18 protein-coding genes and 2 pseudogenes are annotated in these 23,415 nt (G+C 70.2%); 8 read left to right on the plus strand and 12 right to left on the minus strand.

Features of this window, described 5'->3' with window-relative positions:
* Positions 1-13: 13 nt before the first annotated feature.
* The 6 genes from gap to uvrC all read right to left on the minus strand — a co-directional run bounded on the left by gap (position 14) and on the right by uvrC (position 9,410).
* Positions 14-1,024: a type I glyceraldehyde-3-phosphate dehydrogenase gene (gap, locus tag OHB41_RS13805; RefSeq protein ID WP_266698319.1), complete on the minus strand. Its 1,011-nt coding sequence runs from the start codon at positions 1,022-1,024 to the stop codon at positions 14-16.
* A 190-nt stretch (positions 1,025-1,214) separates the two neighbouring features.
* On the minus strand, positions 1,215-4,172 hold the full coding sequence (locus OHB41_RS13810) for a M14 family metallopeptidase (protein WP_266698320.1): 2,958 nt from the start codon (positions 4,170-4,172) through the stop codon (positions 1,215-1,217).
* 162 nt (positions 4,173-4,334) lie between these two features.
* A complete protein-coding gene (gene whiA, locus OHB41_RS13815; RefSeq protein WP_010987695.1) occupies positions 4,335-5,324 on the minus strand; it encodes a DNA-binding protein WhiA in 990 nt (329 codons plus the stop codon).
* Positions 5,315-6,385: a gluconeogenesis factor YvcK family protein gene (locus tag OHB41_RS13820; RefSeq protein WP_266698321.1), complete on the minus strand. Its 1,071-nt coding sequence runs from the start codon at positions 6,383-6,385 to the stop codon at positions 5,315-5,317. The genes whiA and OHB41_RS13820 overlap by 10 nt, the downstream gene beginning before the upstream one ends.
* On the minus strand, positions 6,382-7,353 hold the full coding sequence (rapZ, locus tag OHB41_RS13825; protein WP_266698322.1) for an RNase adapter RapZ: 972 nt from the start codon (positions 7,351-7,353) through the stop codon (positions 6,382-6,384). Before rapZ ends, OHB41_RS13820 begins: the two co-directional genes overlap by 4 nt.
* Positions 7,350-9,410 carry an excinuclease ABC subunit UvrC gene (gene uvrC, locus OHB41_RS13830; protein ID WP_266698323.1) on the minus strand — a complete coding sequence of 687 codons (2,061 nt, stop codon included), beginning with the start codon at positions 9,408-9,410 and terminating at the stop codon, positions 7,350-7,352. The genes rapZ and uvrC overlap by 4 nt, the downstream gene beginning before the upstream one ends.
* A 580-nt stretch (positions 9,411-9,990) precedes the next feature.
* Here uvrC and OHB41_RS13835 point away from each other — a divergent pair.
* The gene (locus OHB41_RS13835) at positions 9,991-10,938 is read left to right on the plus strand and encodes a hypothetical protein (protein WP_266698324.1); all 948 of its coding nucleotides are present in this window, start codon (positions 9,991-9,993) and stop codon (positions 10,936-10,938) included.
* Between the two features lie 23 nt (positions 10,939-10,961).
* Here OHB41_RS13835 and OHB41_RS13840 read toward each other — a convergent pair whose 3' ends face one another.
* Positions 10,962-11,369, minus strand: a complete 408-nt coding sequence (locus tag OHB41_RS13840) for a QcrA and Rieske domain-containing protein (protein WP_266705851.1) — start codon at positions 11,367-11,369, stop codon at positions 10,962-10,964.
* 180 nt (positions 11,370-11,549) lie between these two features.
* Between OHB41_RS13840 and OHB41_RS13845 the strand changes: the two genes are divergently transcribed.
* Complete coding sequence (locus OHB41_RS13845) at positions 11,550-12,614, plus strand: LacI family DNA-binding transcriptional regulator (RefSeq protein ID WP_266698326.1); 1,065 nt, start codon at positions 11,550-11,552, stop codon at positions 12,612-12,614.
* Positions 12,611-13,522: a carbohydrate kinase family protein gene (locus OHB41_RS13850; RefSeq protein ID WP_266698327.1), complete on the plus strand. Its 912-nt coding sequence runs from the start codon at positions 12,611-12,613 to the stop codon at positions 13,520-13,522. Before OHB41_RS13845 ends, OHB41_RS13850 begins: the two co-directional genes overlap by 4 nt.
* Before the next feature lie 171 nt (positions 13,523-13,693).
* Here the strand turns inward: OHB41_RS13850 and uvrA are convergent, their stop codons facing one another.
* Positions 13,694-16,750 carry an excinuclease ABC subunit UvrA gene (gene uvrA / locus OHB41_RS13855; RefSeq protein ID WP_266698328.1) on the minus strand — a complete coding sequence of 1,019 codons (3,057 nt, stop codon included), beginning with the start codon at positions 16,748-16,750 and terminating at the stop codon, positions 13,694-13,696.
* A 222-nt stretch (positions 16,751-16,972) separates the two neighbouring features.
* On the opposite strand from uvrA, the gene OHB41_RS13860 reads away from it, so the two are divergent.
* Positions 16,973-17,662, plus strand: a complete 690-nt coding sequence (locus OHB41_RS13860) for a maleylpyruvate isomerase family mycothiol-dependent enzyme (RefSeq protein ID WP_266698329.1) — start codon at positions 16,973-16,975, stop codon at positions 17,660-17,662.
* Positions 17,663-17,708: 46 nt separating this feature from the next.
* Positions 17,709-18,362, plus strand: a complete 654-nt coding sequence (locus OHB41_RS13865) for an MBL fold metallo-hydrolase (RefSeq protein WP_266698330.1) — start codon at positions 17,709-17,711, stop codon at positions 18,360-18,362.
* A gap of 206 nt (positions 18,363-18,568) precedes the next feature.
* Here OHB41_RS13865 and OHB41_RS13870 read toward each other — a convergent pair whose 3' ends face one another.
* Together OHB41_RS13870 and OHB41_RS13875 are read right to left on the minus strand one after the other, a co-directional pair.
* Positions 18,569-18,733, minus strand: a complete 165-nt coding sequence (locus OHB41_RS13870; protein WP_266698331.1) for a hypothetical protein — start codon at positions 18,731-18,733, stop codon at positions 18,569-18,571.
* A gap of 96 nt (positions 18,734-18,829) precedes the next feature.
* Positions 18,830-19,687 carry a hypothetical protein gene (locus OHB41_RS13875; RefSeq protein WP_266698332.1) on the minus strand — a complete coding sequence of 286 codons (858 nt, stop codon included), beginning with the start codon at positions 19,685-19,687 and terminating at the stop codon, positions 18,830-18,832.
* Between the two features lie 610 nt (positions 19,688-20,297).
* On the opposite strand from OHB41_RS13875, the gene OHB41_RS13880 reads away from it, so the two are divergent.
* Both OHB41_RS13880 and OHB41_RS13885 read left to right on the plus strand, forming a co-directional pair.
* On the plus strand, positions 20,298-20,816 hold the full coding sequence (locus OHB41_RS13880; RefSeq protein ID WP_266698333.1) for a hypothetical protein: 519 nt from the start codon (positions 20,298-20,300) through the stop codon (positions 20,814-20,816).
* A 138-nt stretch (positions 20,817-20,954) separates the two neighbouring features.
* A pseudogene (locus OHB41_RS13885) lies at positions 20,955-21,287 on the plus strand (Tn3 family transposase); the annotation flags it as partial.
* Positions 21,288-21,438: 151 nt separating this feature from the next.
* Here the strand turns inward: OHB41_RS13885 and OHB41_RS13890 are convergent.
* The gene (locus tag OHB41_RS13890) at positions 21,439-22,239 is read right to left on the minus strand and encodes an aminoglycoside phosphotransferase family protein (RefSeq protein WP_266698334.1); all 801 of its coding nucleotides are present in this window, start codon (positions 22,237-22,239) and stop codon (positions 21,439-21,441) included.
* 57 nt (positions 22,240-22,296) lie between these two features.
* A pseudogene (locus tag OHB41_RS13895) lies at positions 22,297-22,826 on the minus strand (formylglycine-generating enzyme family protein); the annotation flags it as partial.
* 12 nt (positions 22,827-22,838) lie between these two features.
* Between OHB41_RS13895 and OHB41_RS13900 the strand changes: the two are divergent.
* The gene (locus tag OHB41_RS13900; RefSeq protein WP_266698335.1) at positions 22,839-23,381 is read left to right on the plus strand and encodes a recombinase family protein; all 543 of its coding nucleotides are present in this window, start codon (positions 22,839-22,841) and stop codon (positions 23,379-23,381) included.
* The last annotated feature ends 34 nt before the right edge of the window (positions 23,382-23,415 follow it).

Below are 23,415 nucleotides of genomic sequence, written 5' to 3' on the forward strand. Positions count from 1 at the left end.
CTGGCTCCGGGACTTAGAGCTGGCCGCCGACGAAGACCGTGAGGTCGACGAGGCGGTTGGAGTAGCCCCACTCGTTGTCGTACCAGCCGAGGATCTTCACCGAGTTGCCCTCCTGGACCATGGTCAGGGAGGAGTCGAAGGTGCAGGAGGCCGGGTCGCCGACGATGTCCGACGAGACGATCGGGTCCTCGGTGTAGGCCAGGTAGCCCTTGAGGTCGCCGTCCTCGGAGGCCTTCTTGAACGCGGCGTTGACCTCGTCCTTGGTGACCTCGCGCTGCAGCGTCACGACCAGGTCGGTGGCCGAGCCGGTCGGGACCGGGACGCGCATCGCGATGCCGTCGAGCTTGCCCTTGAGCTGCGGGAGGACCAGGGCGGTGGCCTTGGCGGCACCGGTCGTGGTCGGGATGATGTTCTCGGCGGCGGCGCGGGCGCGGCGCAGGTCCGAGTGCGGGAAGTCCAGGATGCGCTGGTCGTTCGTGTACGCGTGCACCGTCGTCATCAGGCCCTTGACGATGCCGAAGTTCTCGTCGAGCACCTTGGCCATCGGCGCCACACAGTTGGTGGTGCAGGAGGCGTTGGAGATGATGTTGTGCTGCGCCGGGTCGTACTTGTCCTGGTTGACGCCCATCACGATGGTGATGTCCTCGTCCTTGGCCGGAGCCGAGATCAGGACCTTCTTGGCGCCGCCGGCGATGTGCTTCTCGGCGTCGGCCTTCTTGGTGAAGATGCCCGTCGACTCGATGACGATGTCGACGCCGAGCTCGCCCCACGGGATGTCGGCGGGGTTGCGCTCGGAGAGCACCTTGATGGTGTGGCCGTCGACGGTGATCGTGTCGGCGGTGTGCGACACCTCGGCCTTGAGACGGCCCAGGATGGTGTCGTACTTGAGCAGGTGAGCGGTGGTCGCGGTGTCACCCAGGTCGTTGACAGCCACGATCTCGATGTCAGCACCCTGCTCCAGCAGCGCGCGGAAGTAGTTACGACCGATGCGGCCAAAGCCGTTGATGCCTACGCGGATCGTCACGAACCGATCTCCTCGTTGGTACGCCGGCTCACGTGCCGGCGAGTTGTATGGGATGTCCCCGACCGCCTTGAACCCTACCTCCCTGAGACGTCTGGAGTGACATTGAGATGCCCCATACACGGCAGGGTGTTCCGTACCCACCAGTAGGGGTACGGAACACCCTCGGCGTTGACGAGGCGGTCGCCTGAAATCAGCTCTTCAGAGCGGTGAGCGCCTTCCCCATCAGGGCCGCGCGGTCGGCCGCGGCGGTGACGTGCTCCAGGCCGAAGCCCAGCAGCACGGTGTCACCGGTGGTGATCCCTCCATAGGTCTTGAACAGCTCTCCGTAGCGTGCCCAGTCCTTGAGGACGGCCGGGCTGCCCGGGGGCGGTCCGGGGACGCTCCAGGGGCCGAGTGAGGTCTCGAAGCCCTCCGTCCCGGTGGCCGTCCCGGCAACGACGAGAGAGGTGTCGTCCGCGAGGACGCCGTGGCCGCCGGTGCTCGGGTCGGTGACGTAGCTCAGGGACACCTCCACCGACTTCCCGGCGTACGCGCTGAGGTCGAAGGCGACCTGCTGCCAGCCGCTGGAGGCGCCGGTGAAGCTGTTCCAGGCCCCGCTGGTGCCGGTGTTGGCGCAGCCGGACGCGTTGACGGTCAGGTAGTGCTTGAGCCAGGGGTGCTCGTGGACCAGGAATCCGGCCTCGCACTCCGCGGGTACCTCGCTGCTGGTGGCGCCACCCGCCTCGGGCAGCGTCGTCCAGTCGTCGGCCCCGGTGGTGTGGATCTCGACGACGGCGTGGTCGTAGCCGGGCTCGGTGTCCCACAGGAGCTGGGTGCGCAGCGCCGGCTTGTCGGCGGCGCTGACGCCGGTGAGGTCGATGGTGCGGGTGAGTCGTTTGTAGGCGTCGTCGGTGTGCACCGCGGCGGCCATGGACGAGCCGGCGTAGGGCCCGTAGGGGTTGACGGTGCCCGCGAACTGGCCGGCGCCCGCGCTGGACGCGAACTGCGGGTACTGGGCGGCGGGCAGGCTGTCCGAGGTGACGCCGTAGGTGCCCGCCGTGTTCAGCGGGTTGCCGGGCGCGTCCCCGAGCGCTCCCGTGAAGCCGGTGAGCCTGCCGGAGCCGGTGAAGCCGTTGGCTCCCGGGGTGGACGTACGGGAGTAGGCGCCGAGGTAGTACTGGCTGAAGTCGTTGGAGAGGTTGCCTCCGCCGAGGTCGACGTTGCCGCCGGCCTGTTCGCCCGCCTCGACCAGCTTCCCGCCCTGGTTGAGGAAGGCGCGCAGCTGGAGCTGGGTGGCGTTCGCGGGCCGTGCGGCTCCGGTGTAGTGGACGACCGTCCTGAAGTGGTCGAGCACGCCGAGCGCGTCGGGCGCGCCGAGGGTGGCCACGTCCCAGACGAGGGACTTCTTCCCGTTGGCCTTCAGGGCGTCGACGTACGCCTGGGACTGGGTGGCTGCCGCGCCCTCCTCGGCGACGACGAGGGTGTCGGCCACGGGCCGTTCGGCCACGGTGTAGGTGAAGTGGGTGCTGGAGGTCTTCTTGCCGCTCCTGGTCTCGCCGGTGAACCAGACCTCGACCTTGTCGCCCCGGTCGCCGTCCTTGACCTTGGCGCGGTACTCGTCGAAGTAGAGGTTGTCCGCGCCGCCGTAGGTCTCGCCGCCGCGCCAGGGCTTGAGGGCCATGTCCAGCGTTCGGCCGCCGTTGACGCGGTACTTGAGCTCCTTGTCGCGTACGGACTTGCGGACGACGACGGAGACCTCCTGGTCCGCTCCGCGGGAGTACGACGTGGTGAAGGCGGCCGGGGTGAAGTCGGGCGCGTCGATGCCGACCGAGGACGAGGGCCGGTCGGGGTGGGCGGCGGTCTCGGCGACGGAGAGCGCGAACGGGACGTTCTTCTCGAACTCCTGCTCGATCAGCTTCTCGTCGTCCGGGAAGGTGAAGACCGAGGCGCAGTCCGCCGCGTTCCAGGCGTCGTTCGGGTCGATGTTCGACGCGGTCTGGCAGGTCGACATCTCGGGGGTGAACATCGCCATGCCGTTGACGTTGCCGGCGTGGCCGTCCGCCTCGCCGTTGGTGGTGTAGAGCTCCGAGGAGACCTGCGGGTGATAGCCGGGGATCGCCGAGTTCTCCGGGGTTCCGGCGAGCGACTTGTAGAGCACGTCGTCCGGGGTCGGCGTCGCCACCTGCCAGCCCACTCCGTAGAGGAGCAGTTCGGCGGCGGAGTGGTAGTTGATGCCGTACGTGAAGTCGACGCGCTTCTCGAAGGCGTCGAGGGCCCGGGTCTCGGGCTCGGACCCGGGGCTCGCGCCGCGGTAGGTCTCGTTGGTGGGGTTGGGGGACGAACCCTCGTCGTCGTAGCCCCACTTGTAGGCGAAGTTGCGGTTGAGGTCGACGCCGTCGCCGGTGGAGATGACGCCGTCGCCGTTCACGTCCCGCAGGTTCTTGCGCCACTGGCGCTCGTCCTCGCCCTGGAACGTGTAGTCGTAGCCGTCCGGGTTGGCCGACAGCACGAACCACAGTTCGGTCGAGTCCACGATCTTCTTGATGCGCTTGTCCGTGGAGTAGTTGTCCAGGTAGTAGTGCATCAGGCGCCGGGTCATCTCGGGCGTGATCCACTCGCGAGCGTGCTGGTTGGACATGTACAGCACGGACGGCTTGGAGCCGTCCTTCGTCTTCTTCGCGCCCTTGGTCAGCTTCAGCGCGAGGATGTCCTGGCCCTTGAGGGTCTTGCCGATGGAGACGACCTTGGTGAGGTCGGGGTGGGCCGCGCCGGTCTTGACGATCTCCTCCTGGAGATTGCCCTTTCCGCTGTACGGCCGGAACACGCCCTGGGCCGCGTCCTCGACGCGCGCCTCGGTCCTGGCGGAAAGCGTGTGCTCGGTGAGCTCGACGCCCTGCTTCTCCAGCTTCCGGGCCTGCTTGTCGGTCAGGTAGACCTCGACCGCGCTCTTGCCGTTCTTCGCGGTCTGGTCGCCGAGTTCGTGTCCGTCCTGCCCGGCCGCGAGCAGCAGGGGTATCTGCTGTTTCGTGACCTCCGCGTGGAACACCTTCACGGCGTTCGCGTCGGGTTCGGGCGAACTCCCGCTCTGCGCCTGGGCGATGGGCGCCATGCCGGCACCGCCCAGCAGGAGTGCGCCCGCAGCGAGGATCGCTCTCGCTCTTCGTCTCATGAGCCCCCCTTGCATGTGTCCGCCACAGTGGCGAACAGATGCCAGGCTCATGACACTTCATGGTCAAGTCAAGGGCGCCTCACAGACAGGCAAACGCCGGTGCCGATGTCCCAAGTGGGCATCGGCACCGGCGGGTTGGACTTCCGGCGACCCATCGAGCCGTCAGCCCGCGAGGTTGTCCGCCATCTCCTCGGTGAGATTGGACTCCGTACCCGGGATCCCCAGGTCCTGGGCCCGCTTGTCGGCCATGGCCAGCAGCCGCCGGATACGGCCGGCGACGGCGTCCTTGGTCAGCGGCGGGTCGGCGAGCGCGCCCAGCTCCTCCAGGGATGCCTGCTTGTGCTCCATGCGCAGCCGTCCGGCCGCGGCGAGGTGTTCCGGCACCTCGTCGGCGAGGATCTCCAGGGCGCGCTGCACGCGCGCCCCGGCGGCGACGGCCGCGCGGGCGGAGCGGCGCAGATTGGCGTCGTCGAAGTTGGCGAGCCTGTTGGCCGTGGCCCGGACCTCGCGGCGCATCCGCCGCTCCTCCCAGGCGAGCACGGACTCATGGGCGCCGAGGCGGGTCAGCAGCGCGCCGATCGCGTCCCCGTCCCGTACGACCACCCGGTCCACACCCCGCACCTCGCGGGCCTTCGCCGCGATCGACAGCCTGCGGGCGGCGCCGACCAGCGCGAGCGCGGCCTCCGGGCCCGGGCAGGTCACCTCCAGCGAGGAGGAGCGGCCCGGCTCGGTCAGCGAGCCGTGCGCGAGGAAGGCTCCCCGCCAGGCGGCCTCGGCGTCGCAGGTGGCCCCCGAGACCACCTGCGGCGGAAGGCCCCTGATCGGGCGTCCACGGCCGTCCACGAGTCCTGTCTGGCGGGCCAGCTGATCGCCGCCCGCCACGACGCGTACGACATAGCGGGAGCCGCGGCGCAGTCCGCCGGGCGCCATCACGATCAGTTCGGAACTGTGGCCGAAGATCTCCAGGATGTCCCGCTTCAGCCGACGTGCCGCCATCGCTGTGTCCAGCTCCGCTTCGATCACGATCCGGCCGCTCACCAGGTGAAGGCCGCCCGCGAACCGCAGAATGGCGGAGACCTCCGCCTTTCTGCAGCAGGTCCGGGTGACGGGAAGCCGGGAGATCTCATCCTTCACCGCTGCCGTCATCGCCATGGGCCGATCCTTCCATGCATCCGAAAAATACGGTCGTACGCGGCGGCCAACAGCTCCGGGTCGTGCCGCGGAGATCCGTCGGTCCGGGCCACCGGCGCCAGCTCGACCGCGGCGCCGAACCGCTTGGCAGCGTCGGTCAGTGAGTCGCGGTCGGGCACGGCGGCCTCGTCGGCCAGCACCACGTCCAGGGCGAGTTTAGGGGCGTGTCGTCCCAAAACCTCCAAATGACGCTGCGGAGAGAAGCCCTCGGTTTCTCCGGGCTGCGGGGCGAGGTTCAGGGAGAGTACCCGGCGGGCCTTCGTCTGTGTGAGGGCGTCCAGCAGCTCGGGGACGAGAAGGTGCGGAATCACCGAGGAGAACCAGGAGCCGGGACCCAGCACCACCCAGTCCGCGTCGAGGACGGCCGCCACGGCCTCGGGGACGGCGGGCGGGTCGTGCGGCACGACGTGCACGGACTGCACCTCGCCGGGCGTGAGGGCCACCGTGGCCTGCCCGCGGACCGTCTCCACCTCGTCGGGCCGCTCCGGCCGGTGCCCCCTGACCAGGGCCTGCAGCTCCAGGGGCACGGCGGACATGGGCAGCACCCGGCCGTGCGCGCCCAGCAGTCTGCCGACCAGGTCCAGGGCCTGGACGTGGTCGCCGAGCTGCTCCCACAGGGCGACGATCAGCAGATTGCCGACCGCGTGCTCGTGGAGGTCGCCCTTGGACTGGAAACGGTGCTGGATGACGCGGGCCCAGGTCTGGCCCCAGTCGTCGTCGCCGCACAGCGCCGCCAGGGCCTTGCGCAGGTCACCGGGGGGCAGTACCCCCAGCTCGTCCCGCAGGCGACCGCTGGAGCCGCCGTCGTCGGCCACGGTGACGACGGCGGTGAGGTCGCCGGTGATCCGGCGCAGCGCGGCGAGCGAGGCGGACAGGCCCATGCCGCCGCCCAGGGCGACCACCTTGGGCTGGGCACCGCGGCGGCGCGGCTTCGCGCCGCGTGCCTCGGCGGGTCTGCCGCCCTGTCCCTCCGCGGTGATCCTCCGCAGCCTGCTGAGCCGCAGTGCGGCACGTCCCGTCATTCGCGGCCCATGTCCCGGTGGACGACCACGGTCTCCACACCCTGGGAGGCGAGGCGGGCGGCGAGCTTCTCGGAGGTGGCGACGGAGCGGTGCTTGCCGCCGGTGCAGCCGACCGCGATGGTCACGTAGCGCTTGCCCTCGCGGCGGTAGCCGGCGGCGATCAGCTGGAGCAGCTCGGCGTAGCGGTCGAGGAACTCCTTGGCGCCGGGCTGGTTGAAGACGTAGGCCGCGACCTCCTCGTTGAGGCCGGTGTAGGGGCGCAGCTCCGGGACCCAGTGGGGGTTGGGCAGGAAGCGCATGTCCACGACCAGGTCGGCGTCCACGGGAAGGCCGTACTTGAAGCCGAAGGACATGACGGTGGCCCGCAGCTCGGGCTCCTCCTCGCCCGCGAACTGGGCGTCCATCTTGGCGCGCAGCTCGTGCACGTTCAGGCTGGAGGTGTCGATGACCAGGTCGGCGTCGCCGCGCAGCTCGCGCAGCAGCTCGCGTTCGGCGTCGATGCCGTCGACGATGCGGCCGTCGCCCTGGAGGGGGTGCGGGCGGCGCACGGACTCGAAGCGGCGTACCAGGACCTCGTCGGAGGACTCCAGGAAGACGATCCGCCGGGTGACGTTCTTCGACTCCAGGTCGGCGAGGGACTCACGGAGGTTGTCGAAGAAGCGGCGGCCGCGTACGTCGACGACGACCGCGATCCGGGCCACGTTGCCCTGGGAGCGGGCGCCGAGCTCCACCATGGTGGGGATCAGCGCGGGCGGCAGGTTGTCCACGACGAACCAGCCGAGGTCCTCCAGGCACTTTGCGGCCGTCGACCGGCCCGCTCCGGACATCCCGGAGATGATCACCAGTTCGGGGATGGCGGCGTCGGATGCCACGGCCGTCTCCGTCGTCGTGTCTTCCTGTGTTCCCTCTGTCGCGTCGGCGCCCTGCGGGGCGTCCTCTTGTCGGTCCTGTCGTTCGTTGTCGCTCATGTCTCCTGCCCCCGTCGCTCGTACGAGGCGCCCGCGGACACGGGCTCCTCCGGGGAGTCCGGCGTCGTCCCGGGCTCCTCGTCTTCCATGATCTCTCCAGTCGCCGTGTTCACGGCGGGTGCGGCCGGAGCCGCCTGGGCGAGGGCCACGGCGATCGCCTCGGCCGTCTTGCGGCCTATGCCGGGAACTTCGCAGATCTGGTCGATTGTCGCGGATCGCAGCTTTTTCACGGAACCGAAGTGCTTGATCAGCGCCTGTTTGCGTGTCTCGCCGAGGCCCGGCACCTCGTCCAGCGGGCTTGCTTTGAAGCGCTTGGCCCGTTTGGCGCGCTGGTAGGTGATGGCGAAGCGGTGGGCTTCGTCACGGACACGCTGGAGCAGGTAGAGGCCCTCGCTGGTGCGCGGCAGGACCACCGGGTCGTCCTCGCCCGGCAGCCAGACCTCCTCCAGCCGCTTGGCCAGACCGCAGACGGCGATGTCGTCGATGCCCAGCTCGTCGAGAGCCTTCTGGGCGGCCGCGACCTGCGGCCGGCCGCCGTCGACGACGACCAGCTGCGGGGGGTAGGCGAAGCGCTTGGGGCGGCCGTCGTCCTCGGTGAAGGTGTTCTCCCCGTCGCTCGCCCCCTCGCCCTCGCCGTCCGTCCATTCGCCGGTCCGCTCCTTCTCGGCGAGATAGCGCCGGAAGCGGCGGGTGATCACCTCGTGCATGGACCGGACGTCGTCCTGGCCCGCGAAGCCCTTGATCTGGAAGCGGCGGTACTCGCCCTTGCGCTGCAGGCCGTCCTCGAAGACCACCATCGACGCCACCACGTCGTCGCCCTGGAGGTGCGAGATGTCGTAGCACTCGATGCGGAGCGGGGCGCTGTCCAGGGCGAGGGCCTCGGCGATCTCCTCCAGGGCCCGGGAGCGGGTGGTGAGGTCGGAGGCGCGCTTGGTCTTGTGCAGGGCGAGCGCCTGGAGCGCGTTGCGCTGCACGGTCTCCATGAGCGCCTTCTTGTCGCCGCGCTGCGGGATGCGCAGGGACACGTTGGACCCGCGGCGCGCGGCCAGCCACTCCTGGACGGGCTCCACCAGGTCGGGGAGCGCCGGGACGAGCACCTCCTTGGGGACGGAGTCGCCCGTCTCCTCCCCGTAGAGCTGCTGGAGCGCGTGTTCGACCAGGTCACCCGTGGTGACGGCCTCAACCTTGTCGGTGACCCAGCCGCGCTGTCCGCGTACCCGGCCGCCGCGTACGTGGAAGATCTGCACGGCGGCTTCCAGCTCGTCCTCGGCTACGGCCATCAGGTCGGCGTCGGTCGCGTCGGCGAGGACGACCGCGTTCTTCTCCATGGCCTTCTTCAAGGCCTCGATGTCGTCACGCAGGCGAGCCGCCCGCTCGTACTCCATGTCCTCGGCAGCGTCCGTCATCCGCTTCTCCAGGCGGCGGATGTACGTCCCCGTGCGGCCGGCCATGAAGTCGCAGAACTCCTCGGCCAGTTCACGGTGCTCCTCGGCGGTGACGCGCCCGACGCAGGGGGCGGAGCACTTTCCGATGTACCCGAGGAGGCAGGGGCGGCCGGTGCGGGCGGCGTTCTTGAACACGCCCGCGGAGCAGGTACGGACGGGAAAGACGCGCAGCAGCAGGTCCACGGTGTCGCGGATCGCCCACGCGTGCCCGTACGGACCGAAGTAGCGCACGCCCTTGCGCTTGTGGCCGCGCATCACCTGGACGCGCGGGAACTCCTCGTTCATGGTCACCGCGAGGTAGGGGTAGCTCTTGTCGTCGCGGTACTTGACGTTGAACCGGGGGTCGAACTCCTTGATCCAGGAGTACTCCAGCTGGAGCGCCTCGACCTCCGTGGACACCACCGTCCACTCCACGGACGCTGCCGTGGTGACCATGGTGCGGGTGCGGGGGTGGAGGTTCGTCAGGTCCTGGAAGTAACTGGCCAGGCGCTGGCGCAGGCTCTTCGCCTTCCCGACGTAGATCACCCGGCGGTGCTCGTCGCGGAACTTGTACACCCCTGGAGAGTCCGGGATCTGTCCCGGCTTGGGGCGGTAGCTGGAGGGGTCGGCCATGCCACACACCCTACTGGCGCGGGGTGACACCGTGACGGCCCCCCGGCCCGCCGGTGGACGAGTCCGGCGCCGTCCGGGGCCCCGGCTGGACTCCGGATCGCCGGGCCTGTGCGGTGAGGCCGCGGATACCAGGGGCGCGACAGCGAGGCCGGGGCCGGCCGGCGACCCAGGACCGGTACGGGGAGCCGGGCGGGTGCCACGGACCCGATATCCGCGGGGCGCCCGACCAGCGACGTGACGCGCTCCCGGTGATCTGCTGCCGATCGTGACCGGTCCGGCCCGCGCGTTCCCGCCGAAGTCGGCTCCGGCCGGGCGTGCGCCCGGGGTGCCCCTCGGCCTCTCCGGCCCTGTCGGCGGGACGGGCGGGCGCGGCGGACGAACGGATCCGCGCCACAGGGCCGACCGTGTTGGGCATCAGGTGTTGTCGGGACTTGGTCAACACGCTTCAATGCGGGGGAACTCGGGGGCGTGGACGGCGACAGGCGCGTGTGAACCGGACCCACGCGCCGGCCGGGCGTCCCCGGGAACCCTCGCGCGACGGTCTGACCAGCCGTTGTGAACTCCACAGAAAGGCCCCTGCATGCGGTACGGCACACAGCACGCGGACGTCGCCACGGCGGAACTGGAGACGGCCCTCGCGGGCGGCCCCTTCCATATCGCGCTGCGCGCCGCGATCACCGCACGCGGCCTGCCCCTGCAGCGCGTCCAGCACCATCTGTCGCGGTACGGGGTGAAGGTCGGGGTGACCAGCCTGAGCTACTGGCAGCAGGGTGCGCGGCGCCCGCAGCGCCCCGAGTCGCTGCGGGCCGTTCGCGCCCTGGAGGAGATCCTCCAGCTCCCCGACGAGTCCCTGATCCGGCTTCTCACCAAGGCCGACGAACGCTCCGAGCCCCAGCGCCCGGGGGGCCGCTCGTACCGCTCCCTGGTGGAGGCCTCCGGCGTCCTGGAGGAGCTGCTGGCCGAGCTGGAGTCGACGCTCGACGGCGGACTGCACACGATCGGCCACCACGAGCGCGTACGGATCGGCGCACACCGCGAGCTCCTGGCACGCGAGTCACAGCACATAGTCCGGGCCCACAGAGACGGGGTGGACCGCTATGTGGCTATCCACCATGGCGATCCGGGTTGCGCTCCTGACCGTACGAGGGTCCGCGCCCTGGAGAACTGCCGTTCGGGCCGGGTGCGATGGCACCGTGACACCGGGGTGCTGGTGGCCGAGCTGCTCTTCGACACACGCCTGCGCGCGGGCGACACGTTCCTCTTCCGCTACGCGTTCGAGGACGGCACGGCGGGCGCGTCCAGCGAGTACGTGCGCGGGTTCAGCTTCGCGGGCGGGCAGTACGCCCTCCAGGTGGGGTTCACCGAGGAGGCGCTGCCGGTGCGCTGCCACCGCTTCACCCAGCACTCGGCCGCGGCACCGCGCAGCGGCCGCCAAGAGCTGCCGCTGAGCGGGCACCACCGCTCGGTGCACCTCGTCGAGCCGCGGGTACGGTCGGGCATCGTGGGGATCGGCTGGGACTGGGAGTGATCCGGTCCGCGCGTCCGCGGTGATCAGGCGCCGGGACCCGCGACGATCTTCCCGCCCTTCGCCTCCACGGGCAGTTCCTTCAGCGGTTCGGTGGCCGGCTCCCGCAGCACCCTGCCCGTCGCCGCGTCGAACTCGCTGCCGTGGCAGGGGCAGACCAGCGTCGTTCCCTGAAGCTTGTTGATGGCACAGCCGGCATGCGTGCAGATCGTACTGAAGGCCCTGAGGGAGCCGTTCCCGGCGCGGCTGACCACGACGTTCTGGTCCCGGTACAGCTTGGCGCCGCCCTCGGCGATCTCGCTCTCGGCACCCAGATCGACGGGCGCGGTCGGCGCCGCCGGTGTCCCGCCGCCGCTGCCGGAGCAGGCGGTGAGGGCGATCCCGGCGACGGGGGCGAGCGCCGCTCCTCGCAGGACGGTACGGCGGCCGGGCATGGCGTCTCCACTGGTCGGGGCCGGATGCGCCTCGACGATACCGGTACGGACCGCGCGCTCCCGAGCGGGGCGGGGGTCGGGCACCCTCGGGGACGTAAACGTTTGCGCAACCGTTTACGCCGACCCCCGCGTGCGATAGGTTCCGGCCCGGGAAGGACCACGGCGGGGAAGGGCTGGGCGATGGCGACGATGGTCGACGTGGCGGCGCACGCGGGAGTGTCCGTGGCGACCGTCTCCCACGTCCTCAACGACACGCGCCCGGTGCTCCCCCACACACGTCAGGCCGTCCTGGACGCCATCGACGCGCTCGGGTACACCCCCAACGCCCTGGCGCGCTCACTGGTCACCTCGCGCACCCGGTCCATCGGCCTCGCGGTGTCGGCCATCAGCAACCCGTACTTCACGGACATCCTCCAAGGTGTCGAGGCGGGCGCCCTGGAACAGGGCTACGGCCTGCTCCTCGCCGACCCGCACGACGACCCCCGGCACGAGCGGAAGGTCGTCCAGCTGCTGCACGAGCGGCGGGTCGACGGACTGATCGTCGCGCCCTCGGCGGACCCCGACGCGCTGCTGCGCTACCTCGGCCGGCACCAGGTTCCGACCGTCTTCCTGGACCGCCTGGTCGAGGTCCCGGCCGGTCACTCCTTCGCCTTCGACCAGGTCTGCACCGAGAACGCCGCCCCCATGGCGCGGCTGGTCGCCCATCTCGCCGAGCGCGGCCACCGGCGGATCGGACTCGTCGCCGGCCTGCCCGGCCTGAGCACCACCACCGAGCGGATCTCCGGCTACCGCCACGGCCTCGCGGGGGCCGGGCTCCCGTACGACGAACGGCTCGTGGCACACGGCGACTCCGTGACGGAGGCGGCCGAGCGTGCCACCGGGGCCCTGCTCTCCCTCGGCGCGCCGCCCACCGCTCTCGTCACCGCGAACAACGCGATGACCATCGGCGCGCTGCGCGCCCTGCGCGAGCGCGGCCTGTCCGTACCGGACGACCTGGCACTGTGCTGCTTCGACGACTTCGCCTGGGCGGACCTGTTCGCGCCCCGGCTGACCGTGATCTCCCAGCCCAGCAAGGAGATCGGAGAACAGGCCGCGCGGCTGCTCCTGGAACGGCTGGCCGCGCCGGAACTGCCCGGCCGGACGGTCCGGCTCCCGTGCGCCTTCGTCCACCGCAGCTCGTGCGGCTGTGCCGAGACCCTCCGCCCCGAGATTCCCGAGAGCCACGCGAAAGGATCCCTGTCGTGATCGTCGTCGCCGGTGAGGCCCTGATCGACCTGGTGCCGCAGGGCGCGGGCGCGCTCGTGCCCCTGCGGCCCGCGCGAGGGGGCGGTCCCTACAACACCGCGGTGGCACTGGGCCGCCTCGGCTCCCCCACCGTCTTCTGCTCCCGTGTCTCGAACGACGCCTTCGGCGAGGCACTGCTGGGCGGACTGCGCGAGGCGGGCGTCGACGTGTCCTCGGTGCAGCGCGGCGCGGAGCCGACGACGCTGGCGGTCGCCACCGTCGACGCGGCCGGTTCGGCCGCGTACTCCTTCTACGTCGAGGGCACGGCGGACCGTCTGTTCACCGCACCGGACCGGCTTCCCGACGCCGTGCGGGCGGTGTCCTTCGGCACCGTCTCCCTGGTCCTGGAACCCGGCGCGAGTGCCTACGAAGAGCTGCTGCGGACCGCTGCCGCACGGGGTGTGTTCACCGCGCTCGACCCGAACGTCCGGGCGGGGCTGATCCCTGACGCGGACGCCTACCGCGCCCGCTTCAAGAGCTGGCTGCCTTCCGTGGCGCTCCTGAAGCTCTCTGAGGAGGACGCGCGGTGGCTGGGCGGTACCCCGCGCGAGTGGCTGGCGTCCGGTCCCGCGGCCGTCGTGATCACCCGGGGCGGCGACGGTCTGACGGTGTTCACCGAGGCCGGCGCGGTCCACTCCGTGCCTGGTGAACCGGTCGAGGTCGTGGACACCATCGGCGCCGGTGACACGGTGAACGCGGCGCTGCTGCACGGCCTGGCCGCGCGGGACGCGCTCTCTCCCGCCGCCCTGGCGGACCTGAACGCCGAGGACTGGACCGGGCTGCTGCGTTTCGCGGCCCGCGCGGCGGCGATCACCTGCTCACGCGCGGGCGCGGAACCGCCGTACGCCGCCGAACTCGACGCCCCCTGAGCTCTCCAGGTCCCTTACTCTCCAGGCCCCTTTCGGAACCGGACGGGCAGCGGACGGGCAGCGGACGGGCAGCGGACGGGCAGCGGACGGGCAGCGGACGGGCGCCGAATGCGCGGGCCCCGCGGGGAGTTCCCGCGGGGCACCGTTTTCTGCCGTCCTGCTGCCGTCGTGTCAGGCCTTGCGCGCCCGCGTGGTCTTCTTCGCGGGTGTCGCCTTCTTGGCCGCCGTGTTCTTCGTGGCCGTGTTCTTCGTGGCCGCGGCCGCCTTCTTCGTGGCCGTGTTGTTGACGGCCTTCGTGGTCGTCTTCCTGGTCGCCGTCTTGGCCGCCACCGCCTTCTTGGCCGCCGCCTTGCGCGGGGCCTTCACGGCGGAGCCGTCACTGATCCGGTCGGCGCCCAGGATCTCGCGGAGGAACTTGCCCGTGTGGCTGGTCGGAACCCCGGCGACCTCCTCGGGGGTACCCTCGGCGACGACGAGACCGCCGCCGTTGCCCCCTTCGGGGCCCATGTCGACGACCCAGTCGGCGGTCTTGATGACATCGAGGTTGTGCTCGATCACGATGACGGTGTTGCCCTTGTCGACCAGGCCGGACAGCACCGTGATGAGCTTGCTGATGTCCTCGAAGTGCAGACCGGTGGTCGGCTCGTCCAGCACGTACACCGTGCGTCCCGTGGAACGCTTCTGCAGCTCGCTCGCCAGCTTGACGCGCTGGGCCTCGCCGCCGGACAGCGTCGGCGCGGACTGGCCGAGCCGGACGTAGCCGAGACCGACGTCGTTGAGCGTCCTGAGGTGGCGGTTGATGGCGGGGACGGCCTCGAAGAAGTCGAGGGCCTCCTCGATCGGCATGTCCAGGACCTCGGAGATGGACTTGCCCTTGTAGTGGACCTCCAGGGTCTCCCGGTTGTACCGCGCCCCGTGGCAGACCTCGCAGGGGACGTACACGTCCGGCAGGAAGTTCATCTCGATCTTGATCGTGCCGTCGCCCGAGCAGTTCTCGCAGCGGCCGCCCTTGACGTTGAAGGAGAAGCGGCCGGGCAGATAGCCCCGCACCTTCGCCTCGGTCGTCTCGGCGAACAGCCTGCGGACGTGGTCGAAGACCCCGGTGTAGGTCGCCGGGTTCGAGCGGGGGGTGCGGCCGATCGGCGACTGGTCGACGTGCACGACCTTGTCGACGAGGTCGTCGCCCTCCACGCGGGTGTGCCGCCCGGGAACGCTCCGGGCGCCGTTGAGCTCGCGCGCCAGATGCGTGTACAGGATGTCGTTCACCAGCGTGGACTTGCCGGAACCCGAGACACCCGTGACGGCCGTGAGCACGCCCAGGGGGAAGGACACGTCGATGTCCTGCAGGTTGTTCTCCCGGGCGCCGTGCACCGTGAGCCTGCGGCCCGGGTCGGCGGGGCGGCGGATGTCGGGGAGCGGGATCTGCCTCTTGCCCGACAGGTACTGGCCGGTCATCGACTCGGTGTTGGCGAGCAGCTCCTTCAAGGGGCCGCTGTGCACGACCTTGCCGCCGTGCTCGCCCGCGCCGGGGCCGATGTCGACGACCCAGTCGGCGACCTTGATGGTGTCCTCGTCGTGCTCGACGACGATGAGCGTGTTGCCCATGTCGCGCAGTCGGACGAGGGTCTCGATCAGGCGGTGGTTGTCGCGCTGGTGCAGGCCGATGGAGGGCTCGTCGAGGACGTACAGGACGCCGACGAGTCCGGAGCCGATCTGGGTGGCCAGGCGGATGCGCTGGGCCTCGCCGCCGGAGAGGGTGCCGGCCGCGCGGTTGAGCGAGAGGTAGTCGAGGCCCACGTCGACCAGGAAGCGCAGCCGTTCGTTGACCTCCTTCAGAACCCGCTCGGCGATCTTCTTGTCGCGGGCGTCCAGTCTCAGCTCGCCCAGGAAGTCCGCGCAGTCGCTGATCGACATCGCGGAGACCTCGGCGATCGACTTCCCCATGACGGTGACCGCGAGGATGAGGGGCTTGAGGCGCGTGCCCTCGCAGGTGGGACAGGGCACCTCGCGCATGTACCCCTCGAAGCGCTCCCGGCTGGCGTCGCTCTCGGCCTCGCTGTGCCGCCGCTTGACGAAGGGGACGGCTCCTTCGAAGGGCGTGGTGTAGACGCGCTCGCGCCCGTACCGGTTGCGGTACCGCACTTCGATCTGCGTCTTGTGGCCGTACAGCAGGGCCTTCCTGGCGCGCTGCGGGAGACCGGCGAAGGGGATGTCGGTCCGGAATCCCAACGCCTCCGCGAGGGCTCCTACGAGCCGCCCGAAGTAGTCCTTGGTGTGCCCGTGCGACCAGGGGTGGATGGCTCCCTCGTCGAGCGACTTGTCCTCGTCGGGGATGATCAGCTCGGGGTCGACCTCCATGCGCGTGCCGATGCCGGTGCACTCGGGGCAGGCGCCGAAGGGCGAGTTGAAGGAGAAGGAGCGGGGCTCCAGCTCCTCGAAGGAGAGGTCGTCGTAGGGGCAGTACAGGTGCTCCGAGTACATGCGCTCGCGCTCGGGGTCGTCCTGCGGGAGGTCGACGAAGTCGAGCACGACCATGCCGCCGGAGAGGCCGAGGGCGGTCTCCACGGAGTCGGTGAGGCGGCGCTTGGCGGTGTCCTTGACCGTGAGGCGGTCGATGACCACCTCGATGGTGTGCTTCTCCTGCTTCTTCAGCGTGGGCGGCTCGGTGAGCTGGATCGTCTCACCGTCGACCCTCGCCCTGCTGTACCCCTTGGTCTGGAGGTCGGCGAAGAGGTCGACGAACTCGCCCTTGCGCTCGCGCACCAGCGGCGAGAGCACCTGGAAGCGGCTCCCCTCGGGGAGCTCCAGGACCCTGTCGACGATGGCCTGCGGCGACTGCCGTGTGATGGGACGGCCGCACTCGGGGCAGTGCGGCTTGCCGATGCGCGCGAAGAGCAGGCGCAGGTAGTCGTAGACCTCGGTGATGGTGCCGACCGTCGAGCGCGGGTTGCGCGAGGTCGACTTCTGGTCGATGGAGACCGCCGGCGAGAGGCCCTCGATGAAGTCGACGTCCGGCTTGTCCATCTGGCCGAGGAACTGCCGGGCGTACGACGAGAGCGACTCGACGTAGCGCCGCTGACCCTCGGCGAAGATCGTGTCGAAGGCCAGCGAGGACTTGCCCGACCCCGACAGGCCCGTGAAGACGATGAGCGAGTCGCGCGGGAGGTCGAGCGAGACATTCTTCAGATTGTGCTCGCGCGCTCCACGGACGATGAGACGGTCGGCCACGCCGGTCCGCACCTTTCTTGAGAGAAGTGACAGGGGCGGGGCCCCCGTCGTTTTCAGACTAGGGGGAGCCACTGACAGCGCTGGTTGCTTTCTCCGGTTCACAACAATCCCGGACTCTCAAGCATGCCCGACGCCGCGCCCGAGCTTATAGCACGCGCATTCGATTTACGGGGGCGGCCGACCACCTTCACCCGAACGTGTGGCGGGGCTAGGGTCGGCCTCATGATGGATCATGTGCGCGACCTGGCGTCTGTACGTGACGCGACCGAACGGCTGCTCAGCGCAGCCACCGAACTGGACAACGCCTCCGCGGCCGAGCCGTCACGGCTGCCGGGCTGGAGCCGTGGTCATGTGCTCGCCCACCTCGCCCGCAACGCGGACGCACTGGTGAACGTCCTCGACGGCCGCCCCATGTACGTCTCCGGGGACGCCCGGGACGCCGACATCGAACGGGACGCCCCGCGCCCCCTGGACGTACAGATCGCGGACCTCCGCGAGAGCGCGGCCCGTTTCCAGGAGACCGGGGCCGCACCGGCGGACTGGTCGCGCACGGTGGAACTGCGCAACGGGGTCACCGACATCGCCGCCCGGGTGCCGTTCCGGCGATGGGTCGAGGTCGCGCTGCACCATGTCGACCTCGGGATCGGGTACGAGCTGGAGGATCTGCCCGCGGAGTTCGTCACGCGGGAGATCGACTTCCTCGCGGAGCGGTTCGGCGGCCACAAGGACGTGCCGTCGACCGGGCTGGCCACCGACGAGGGGCAGGTCTGGACGACCGGCGGCGGCGCCGGAGGCGGCCCGGTCGCCCTCCGCGGTCCGGCCACCGACCTGCTCGGCTGGCTCTCCGGCCGCCGTGACGGGTCCGCGCTGCGGGTCGAGGGCGGAACACTGCCGACGCTCCCGGCCCTGTAGGCCAGGACGGACCTCGGGCCCGCTCCCCCGCTATAGGCTGGCCGCCATGACGTACAGCGGAGCGGTGAAGGTCGGCGGACCCGCCGAAGTGCACGAGCTGCAGAACCTGATGATCTCCAAGGTCGCGGTCGGCCCGATGGACAACAACGCTTATCTGCTGCGCTGCCGGGCCACCGACGAGCAGCTGCTGATCGACGCCGCCAACGACGCCTCGGCGCTGCTCACGCTGATCGGTGACGACGGCATCGCGTCCGTCGTCACCACCCACCGGCACGGTGACCACTGGCAGGCGCTCGACGAGGTCGTGGCGGCCACCGGCGCCCGTACCTACGCGGGCCGGGACGACGCGGAGGGGATCCCGGTGCCCACCGAGGTCCTCGTGGACGACGGCGACACGATCCGGGTGGGCCGTGTGGAGCTCACCGCACGTCACCTGGTGGGACACACGCCGGGCTCGATCGCCCTCGTCTACGACGACCCGCACGGGCACCCCCATGTCTTCACGGGGGACTGCCTGTTCCCCGGCGGTCCTGGGCGGACAACACGTCCGGAGGAGTTCAACTCCCTGATGGACGGCCTGGAGACCAAGCTGTTCGACGTCCTGCCCGACGAGACGTGGATCTACCCCGGCCACGGCAACGACACCACCCTCGGCACGGAGCGGCCCCACCTCGCGGAGTGGCGCGCACGAGGCTGGTAACCGGCCGCATCCGCGCGGTGCCGCCACCCCGGTGAGGTCCAACGCCCGCGGCCACTGCCGCACGCCGAATGGCCGGGGTTACGCTGGCCGAACGGTGAGGGCCGGATAGACCCTCACCGCAGGCTGCCTTCATGACGGGAGGCCCGTGTCTTTGCCCTGCGAAAGCGAGCACGGATCCCCAGATCGGGTAGCCAGGGGCCGGTCCCTCATCGAGGGCCGGCCCACAGACTGAGCAGGACCGGCGCGGCCAGCAGCACGGTGTCCAGCGCGTGCCACGCGAATCTGCCGCGTGCGGTCATCGACCAGCGCACGAACCGGCCGTACTTGGCCCTCGGCTGCTGCCGCTCGCGCCGGCGGGCTGTCTTCCTCATTGCTCCTCATCCCTCCTTTCTCGATCGTCGTTGTGGTCGGGGCGGCGGACGTGTCCGGTGGTCCTCGGCTTCGCGGACGCAGGTGGTCGGCGGCGGTCATCCCGGCTGTCCGGCCTGGATGTCGGCGCCGTCCTGCGGCGCGAGCGGGCCGCGCTCCTCGGCCTCCAGTCGTTCGACCTCGGCCTTGCTCAGGTTGATGTTGAACGGTTCGGCCAGCTGGTAGGTGTGCAGCCATTCCCAGCCGCGCATGGCGCGCGCGTCCATCACCTCGTCGGGCCCCATCTTCACCAGCAGCTTGTGGTGCAGCAGCTCCTCGATGCCCCGCGCCATCGTGTGGCGACCCAGGCCCAGGGCCTGGGCACCGCGGGTGTCCTGCGGGAGGGTGAAGGTTTCCTTCCGTCTGCTCATCGCGGCCAGCAGGACGGCCTTGCCGGGCATGTTCAGCTTCACGTGCCAGTTCTCGCGCCAGTAGGCGAAGGGGACCCGGAAGTAGACATCGCTCTTGGTGCCGGTGGGGACGGTGTAGTCCACCGTCATGTTCTCGACCCGTCCGATCTCGTGGCGCTTGACGATGCGCTTGAGGCGGCCGTGCTGCCTCCGCTCGATCAGGCCCAGCTTCTCCAGGTGCTCCCACTGCCGGGAGACGGCCACGCTCGCCCCCTTGTCGGGACGCATGTAGATGCCGGCCGCCCGCGCCCAGAGCTGCGAGCGCTCGGTGACGCCGAAGTCTCTGCCGGTGGTGACGGCGTAGACGAGCAGCAGCAGCTCCAGGGCGTGGGGGGTCCGCAACAACTTGGACAGGGGCCCCGGCCCAGTGCTCGGATCTCCGGGCGGACTATTGATGTGGCTCTTCTGGACGAACTCCCGGCGTATCGGGAACACTTCGTCCTTGCGTCGGGAACGCCGCAACAGGTACTCGATCGACTCTTCCCGGGTCATCACACGCTCGACCATGGCCTCGCTCCCCTCCACCGGCACCCCGACGGTGCCCCCGAGAAGAGAATGCCTCCAGCCCCGTGGTCCGGACGAACTGCGAGCGCGGCTCCCGCACCCCCTCGTCACCGGTGCCGGAGGCACTGGTAGATCCAGACCACCAACACCACCATGCAGGACCCTGACCCGCCGAAAAGGCAGGTCAACGCGCAGCAGCACCGCCTCAATGTCGGTTCTCAGACCGGAATGTTGCAGTCTGAGAACCCATCGGCGTCATAGATCTGCAGCAAAGGGTGCACCGCGAGGCACGGCGAACCGGCCGCCTCCGGAACCCGACCCGCGACCTCAATCTTGGGGAACGGCGGTACGGCGGCGCTGAAAACGACCATGGTCAGGGGTCTTCGATCGAGGAAGCTACCCGCCAGGAACATGCAGAGGACCCCGAGAAGTCGTCTCGCGCCACTTCTCCGTCGCGGTAGGCTCTCGCCCGGTTAGATGCGTACGCCGCCCGCCGCCACCCCGCGCCCACGCCGCAGGTGATCGACCGGCCAAGGTTCCTGCGGGAGCCCGCACCCCTCCGGCATTCCTCGTCCGGCGGGAGCGTGGGGACCGCCAGGAGCGAGCGTCAGAGATGCCGAAGAAGAACCCGTCGACAGCCGCGCAGCGGGCCCGCCAGCGCCAGGCCACGACGGGCGAGAACTACACGACCGCCCTCCGCGCCGAGACCCGTCCCGCCGTCCCACGGCCCGCCGTCGCGCACGCCATCTTCAGCGCGGCTGGCGAGGGATGGGCGCCCATCAGCAGGCAGGCGGAGCGCGAGCTGCGCGAGGTCTGGCCCGGCCACCCCGTGCCGTACTGGCAAGAGAAGTTCGGTGACCTGTGCTGGAAGTCCGTGCCTTACGACGCGGCTCCCGAGGTCCATGCGGTGATCTTCCGGGCCATCCGGCAAGCATCGGTCACCTGCCAGACCTGCCCGTCCCCGGGCCGCAAGCGTGTCGTCTGGGTCGGTCTGGACTGGGGAGGGATGCCGTGGGTCAAGACCTGCTGTGACACCTGCTACTACATGCCACCGGCCCATGAAATCCCCGGCTGGAGGATCCAGCGGAGCGAGTACCAAGATCTCGTCGACTCGTACGAGGACCGCGGCTGACCGTACGGCCGGATAGACCGACGGGGCCCGGCGGAATCGTCCGCAGGGCCCCGCCGGTCGCGGTGTCGTCGGGGGAGGGAGGTCAGGTCAACCCGGCCGTGGCGTTGTCCTCCCAGCCATCGACCCGCTGGAAGTAAGCTGGCCCGGGACGTGTGCCACGGCAAGCGCGGCACCATCCACCAGGCGTACCGGGACGGGATGGAGGACCAGCTCGGCGCGCTCGGCTTGGTCCTCAACGCCATCGTGCTCTGGACGACGAAGTACATCGACGCCGCCGTCGCCCAGCTCCAAGCCGAGGGCCACGACATCCGGGAAGAGGACATCGCCCGACTTTCCCCGCTCAAGCACCGCAACCTGAACCTGCTCGGCCGCTACAGCTTCGCCGGCAGCGTCCCGGCCGCCGGTGCCCTGCGTCCGCTGAGCGACCCGGATGCGCACGAACTGGATGAGGACGAAGAGGGCGAGGAGTGAGCAGGAGGGTGCTGCTCAAGGGTTACGCGGTGCCCTCGATCTCGGCCCGCAGCCGGGGCGGCGAAGCCACAGCGCCGGATGTGCTCCCAGCGTTGCCGCACGCGGCACCAAGAAACACCCGTTGAGTTTGTCCTCGAACGGGCCGGTCCGGTCAGTTCAGCAGGGCAGCTGTGAACGTCTTGCGGTGGTCCACCAGCCAGGTCTGCACGCGGTCCCAGCGCTCCCATCCACCACGCTCGGCCAACGCCTGGAGATAGGTAGGGTCTCCGCTGGCTACGCGGTGGGCGACGAAGGCCCGGCAGACCTCCGTGGCCTGCTCGATGACGCCAGGCAACTCGGCGCGGCCCTCCGCCGAGAGGCCGTAGCCGTCGGCAAGAATCCGCAGCCGTGCGGCCGTCTCTAGCCCGGGGGGATGGAGAGCAGCCGCGGGCTCGGGATCAAGCATGGGCACCCAATAACGGGCGGTCATGGCGATGTCCCAGAGGGCACGGCCCGGGGCCGCCAAGTCGAAATCGATCAGGGCCGCGGCACGACCGTCGCGGAAGACGACGTTCTCCGGGCACACATCGTTGTGGCACAGCATCGTTCCCCCCTCCGGGTCGGCCAGGTCCCGCGGCCACTCGGCACGGGTGTCGACCGCGACGGCCGCGCTGGTCTCATGCAGACGCCGCAGCAGGCTCCCCACCGATTCGAGGGCAGAACTCCTCATCGCCCAGTCCGGGAACGGCGGCAGAGCCACGTCGCCAGGGATGAAGGTCAGCTGCTCACGGCCATCCGCTGTGAGACCGACAGGGGCCGGCGCCGCGTCGAAGCCGTGCTCCTTCAGCGCAAGGAGATAGGCATGCAGGGCGCGTGCGTTGCGCGGTGCCGGTCGCTCCACCAACTCCCCCCGGCGGAAGACCGCCCCCACGTTCACCATCCCGCCGACCAGCGCCTCGTCTTCAGCCGTCATGAGGATCACGCTATCGGCAGATCGACCCCGCGCGGGGCGGCCTGCGCACGACGTGGATCAACGTACGACGGAACGCGCGACGCGGAATCCCACGTCGTCGACCTGGAAAGTCGGGTGGCTGCGGCGCCGCGCGGAGGCCCGGCAACTCCAGTGCTCATCTAACCAACCACCGCCACGGAGCACCCGGTGGGCGCCATAGACCTCGGCGTCGTAGACGTCCCAGCACCAGTCCCAGACGTTGCCGAGCATGTCGTAAAGCCCCCACGAGTTGGGGCGTTTGCCGCCCACCTCGTGGATGCGCTCGGCGAGTTACCGCGGTACCAGCCGATCTCGTCGAGATCCCCGTAGTGCGGCCCGGTCGTCCCGGCCCGGCAGGCGTGCTCCCACTCGGCTTCGGTCGGCAGTCGATACCCGTCGGCGGACGCGTCCCACTCGATGACTTCAGCCTCGGCACGGATGTGGTACGCGGGCGTGAGGCCGGCCCACTGGGACAGGGCGTTGCAGAACCGCGTCGCGTCCCACCAGGAGACGCACTCGACGGGCAACTGGTCCCCAGGGGTGGTACTGGGCCGCTGGCCTGTGATCTGTTGATCGACGCGATGCGCGCCGCCGGAGTCGCCGAGGAGCACATCTACGTCGACAAACGCACCGGCGCGAACATGGACCGCGAGGGCCTGGCCGCGCTGGTCGCCTTCGCCCGGCCCGGCGACCGGATCAACGTGCTCACCCTGGACCGGCTCGGCCGCAACATGCGCGAGACTCTCAACCTCGTGCACGACCTCACCCAGCGCGGCATCCACTTGCGTACCCTCGGCGACAAACTCGCCGTCGACACCGGCGAGCCCGGCCCCGGCACCGAGATGGCCATCGCCCTGCTGGCGATGTTCGCCCAGATGGAACGGATCTACATGCTGGAGCGTGCCGCAGGCGCCCGCGCCGCCAAGCAGGCCCACGGCCTGCCGACCGGGCGCCCGGCAAAGCTCAACGCGACAACCCGCGCCGGAGCCGCTCAACGGATCAAGGACGGCGCGATCCCCGAGCAGGTCGCCGCCGAGCTCGCGGTGAGCCGCTCCACCCTGTACCGGGAACTACGCAAACACCGCGAGAGCGCCACCGCCGAACAAGTCGCGCAGGAGGGCTGATCAGCCACCCGGCCCACATTCCTACTGGTCAGCG

It is taken from the genome of Streptomyces sp. NBC_01571 (assembly GCF_026339875.1).
In the GTDB taxonomy this organism is placed as follows: domain Bacteria; phylum Actinomycetota; class Actinomycetes; order Streptomycetales; family Streptomycetaceae; genus Streptomyces.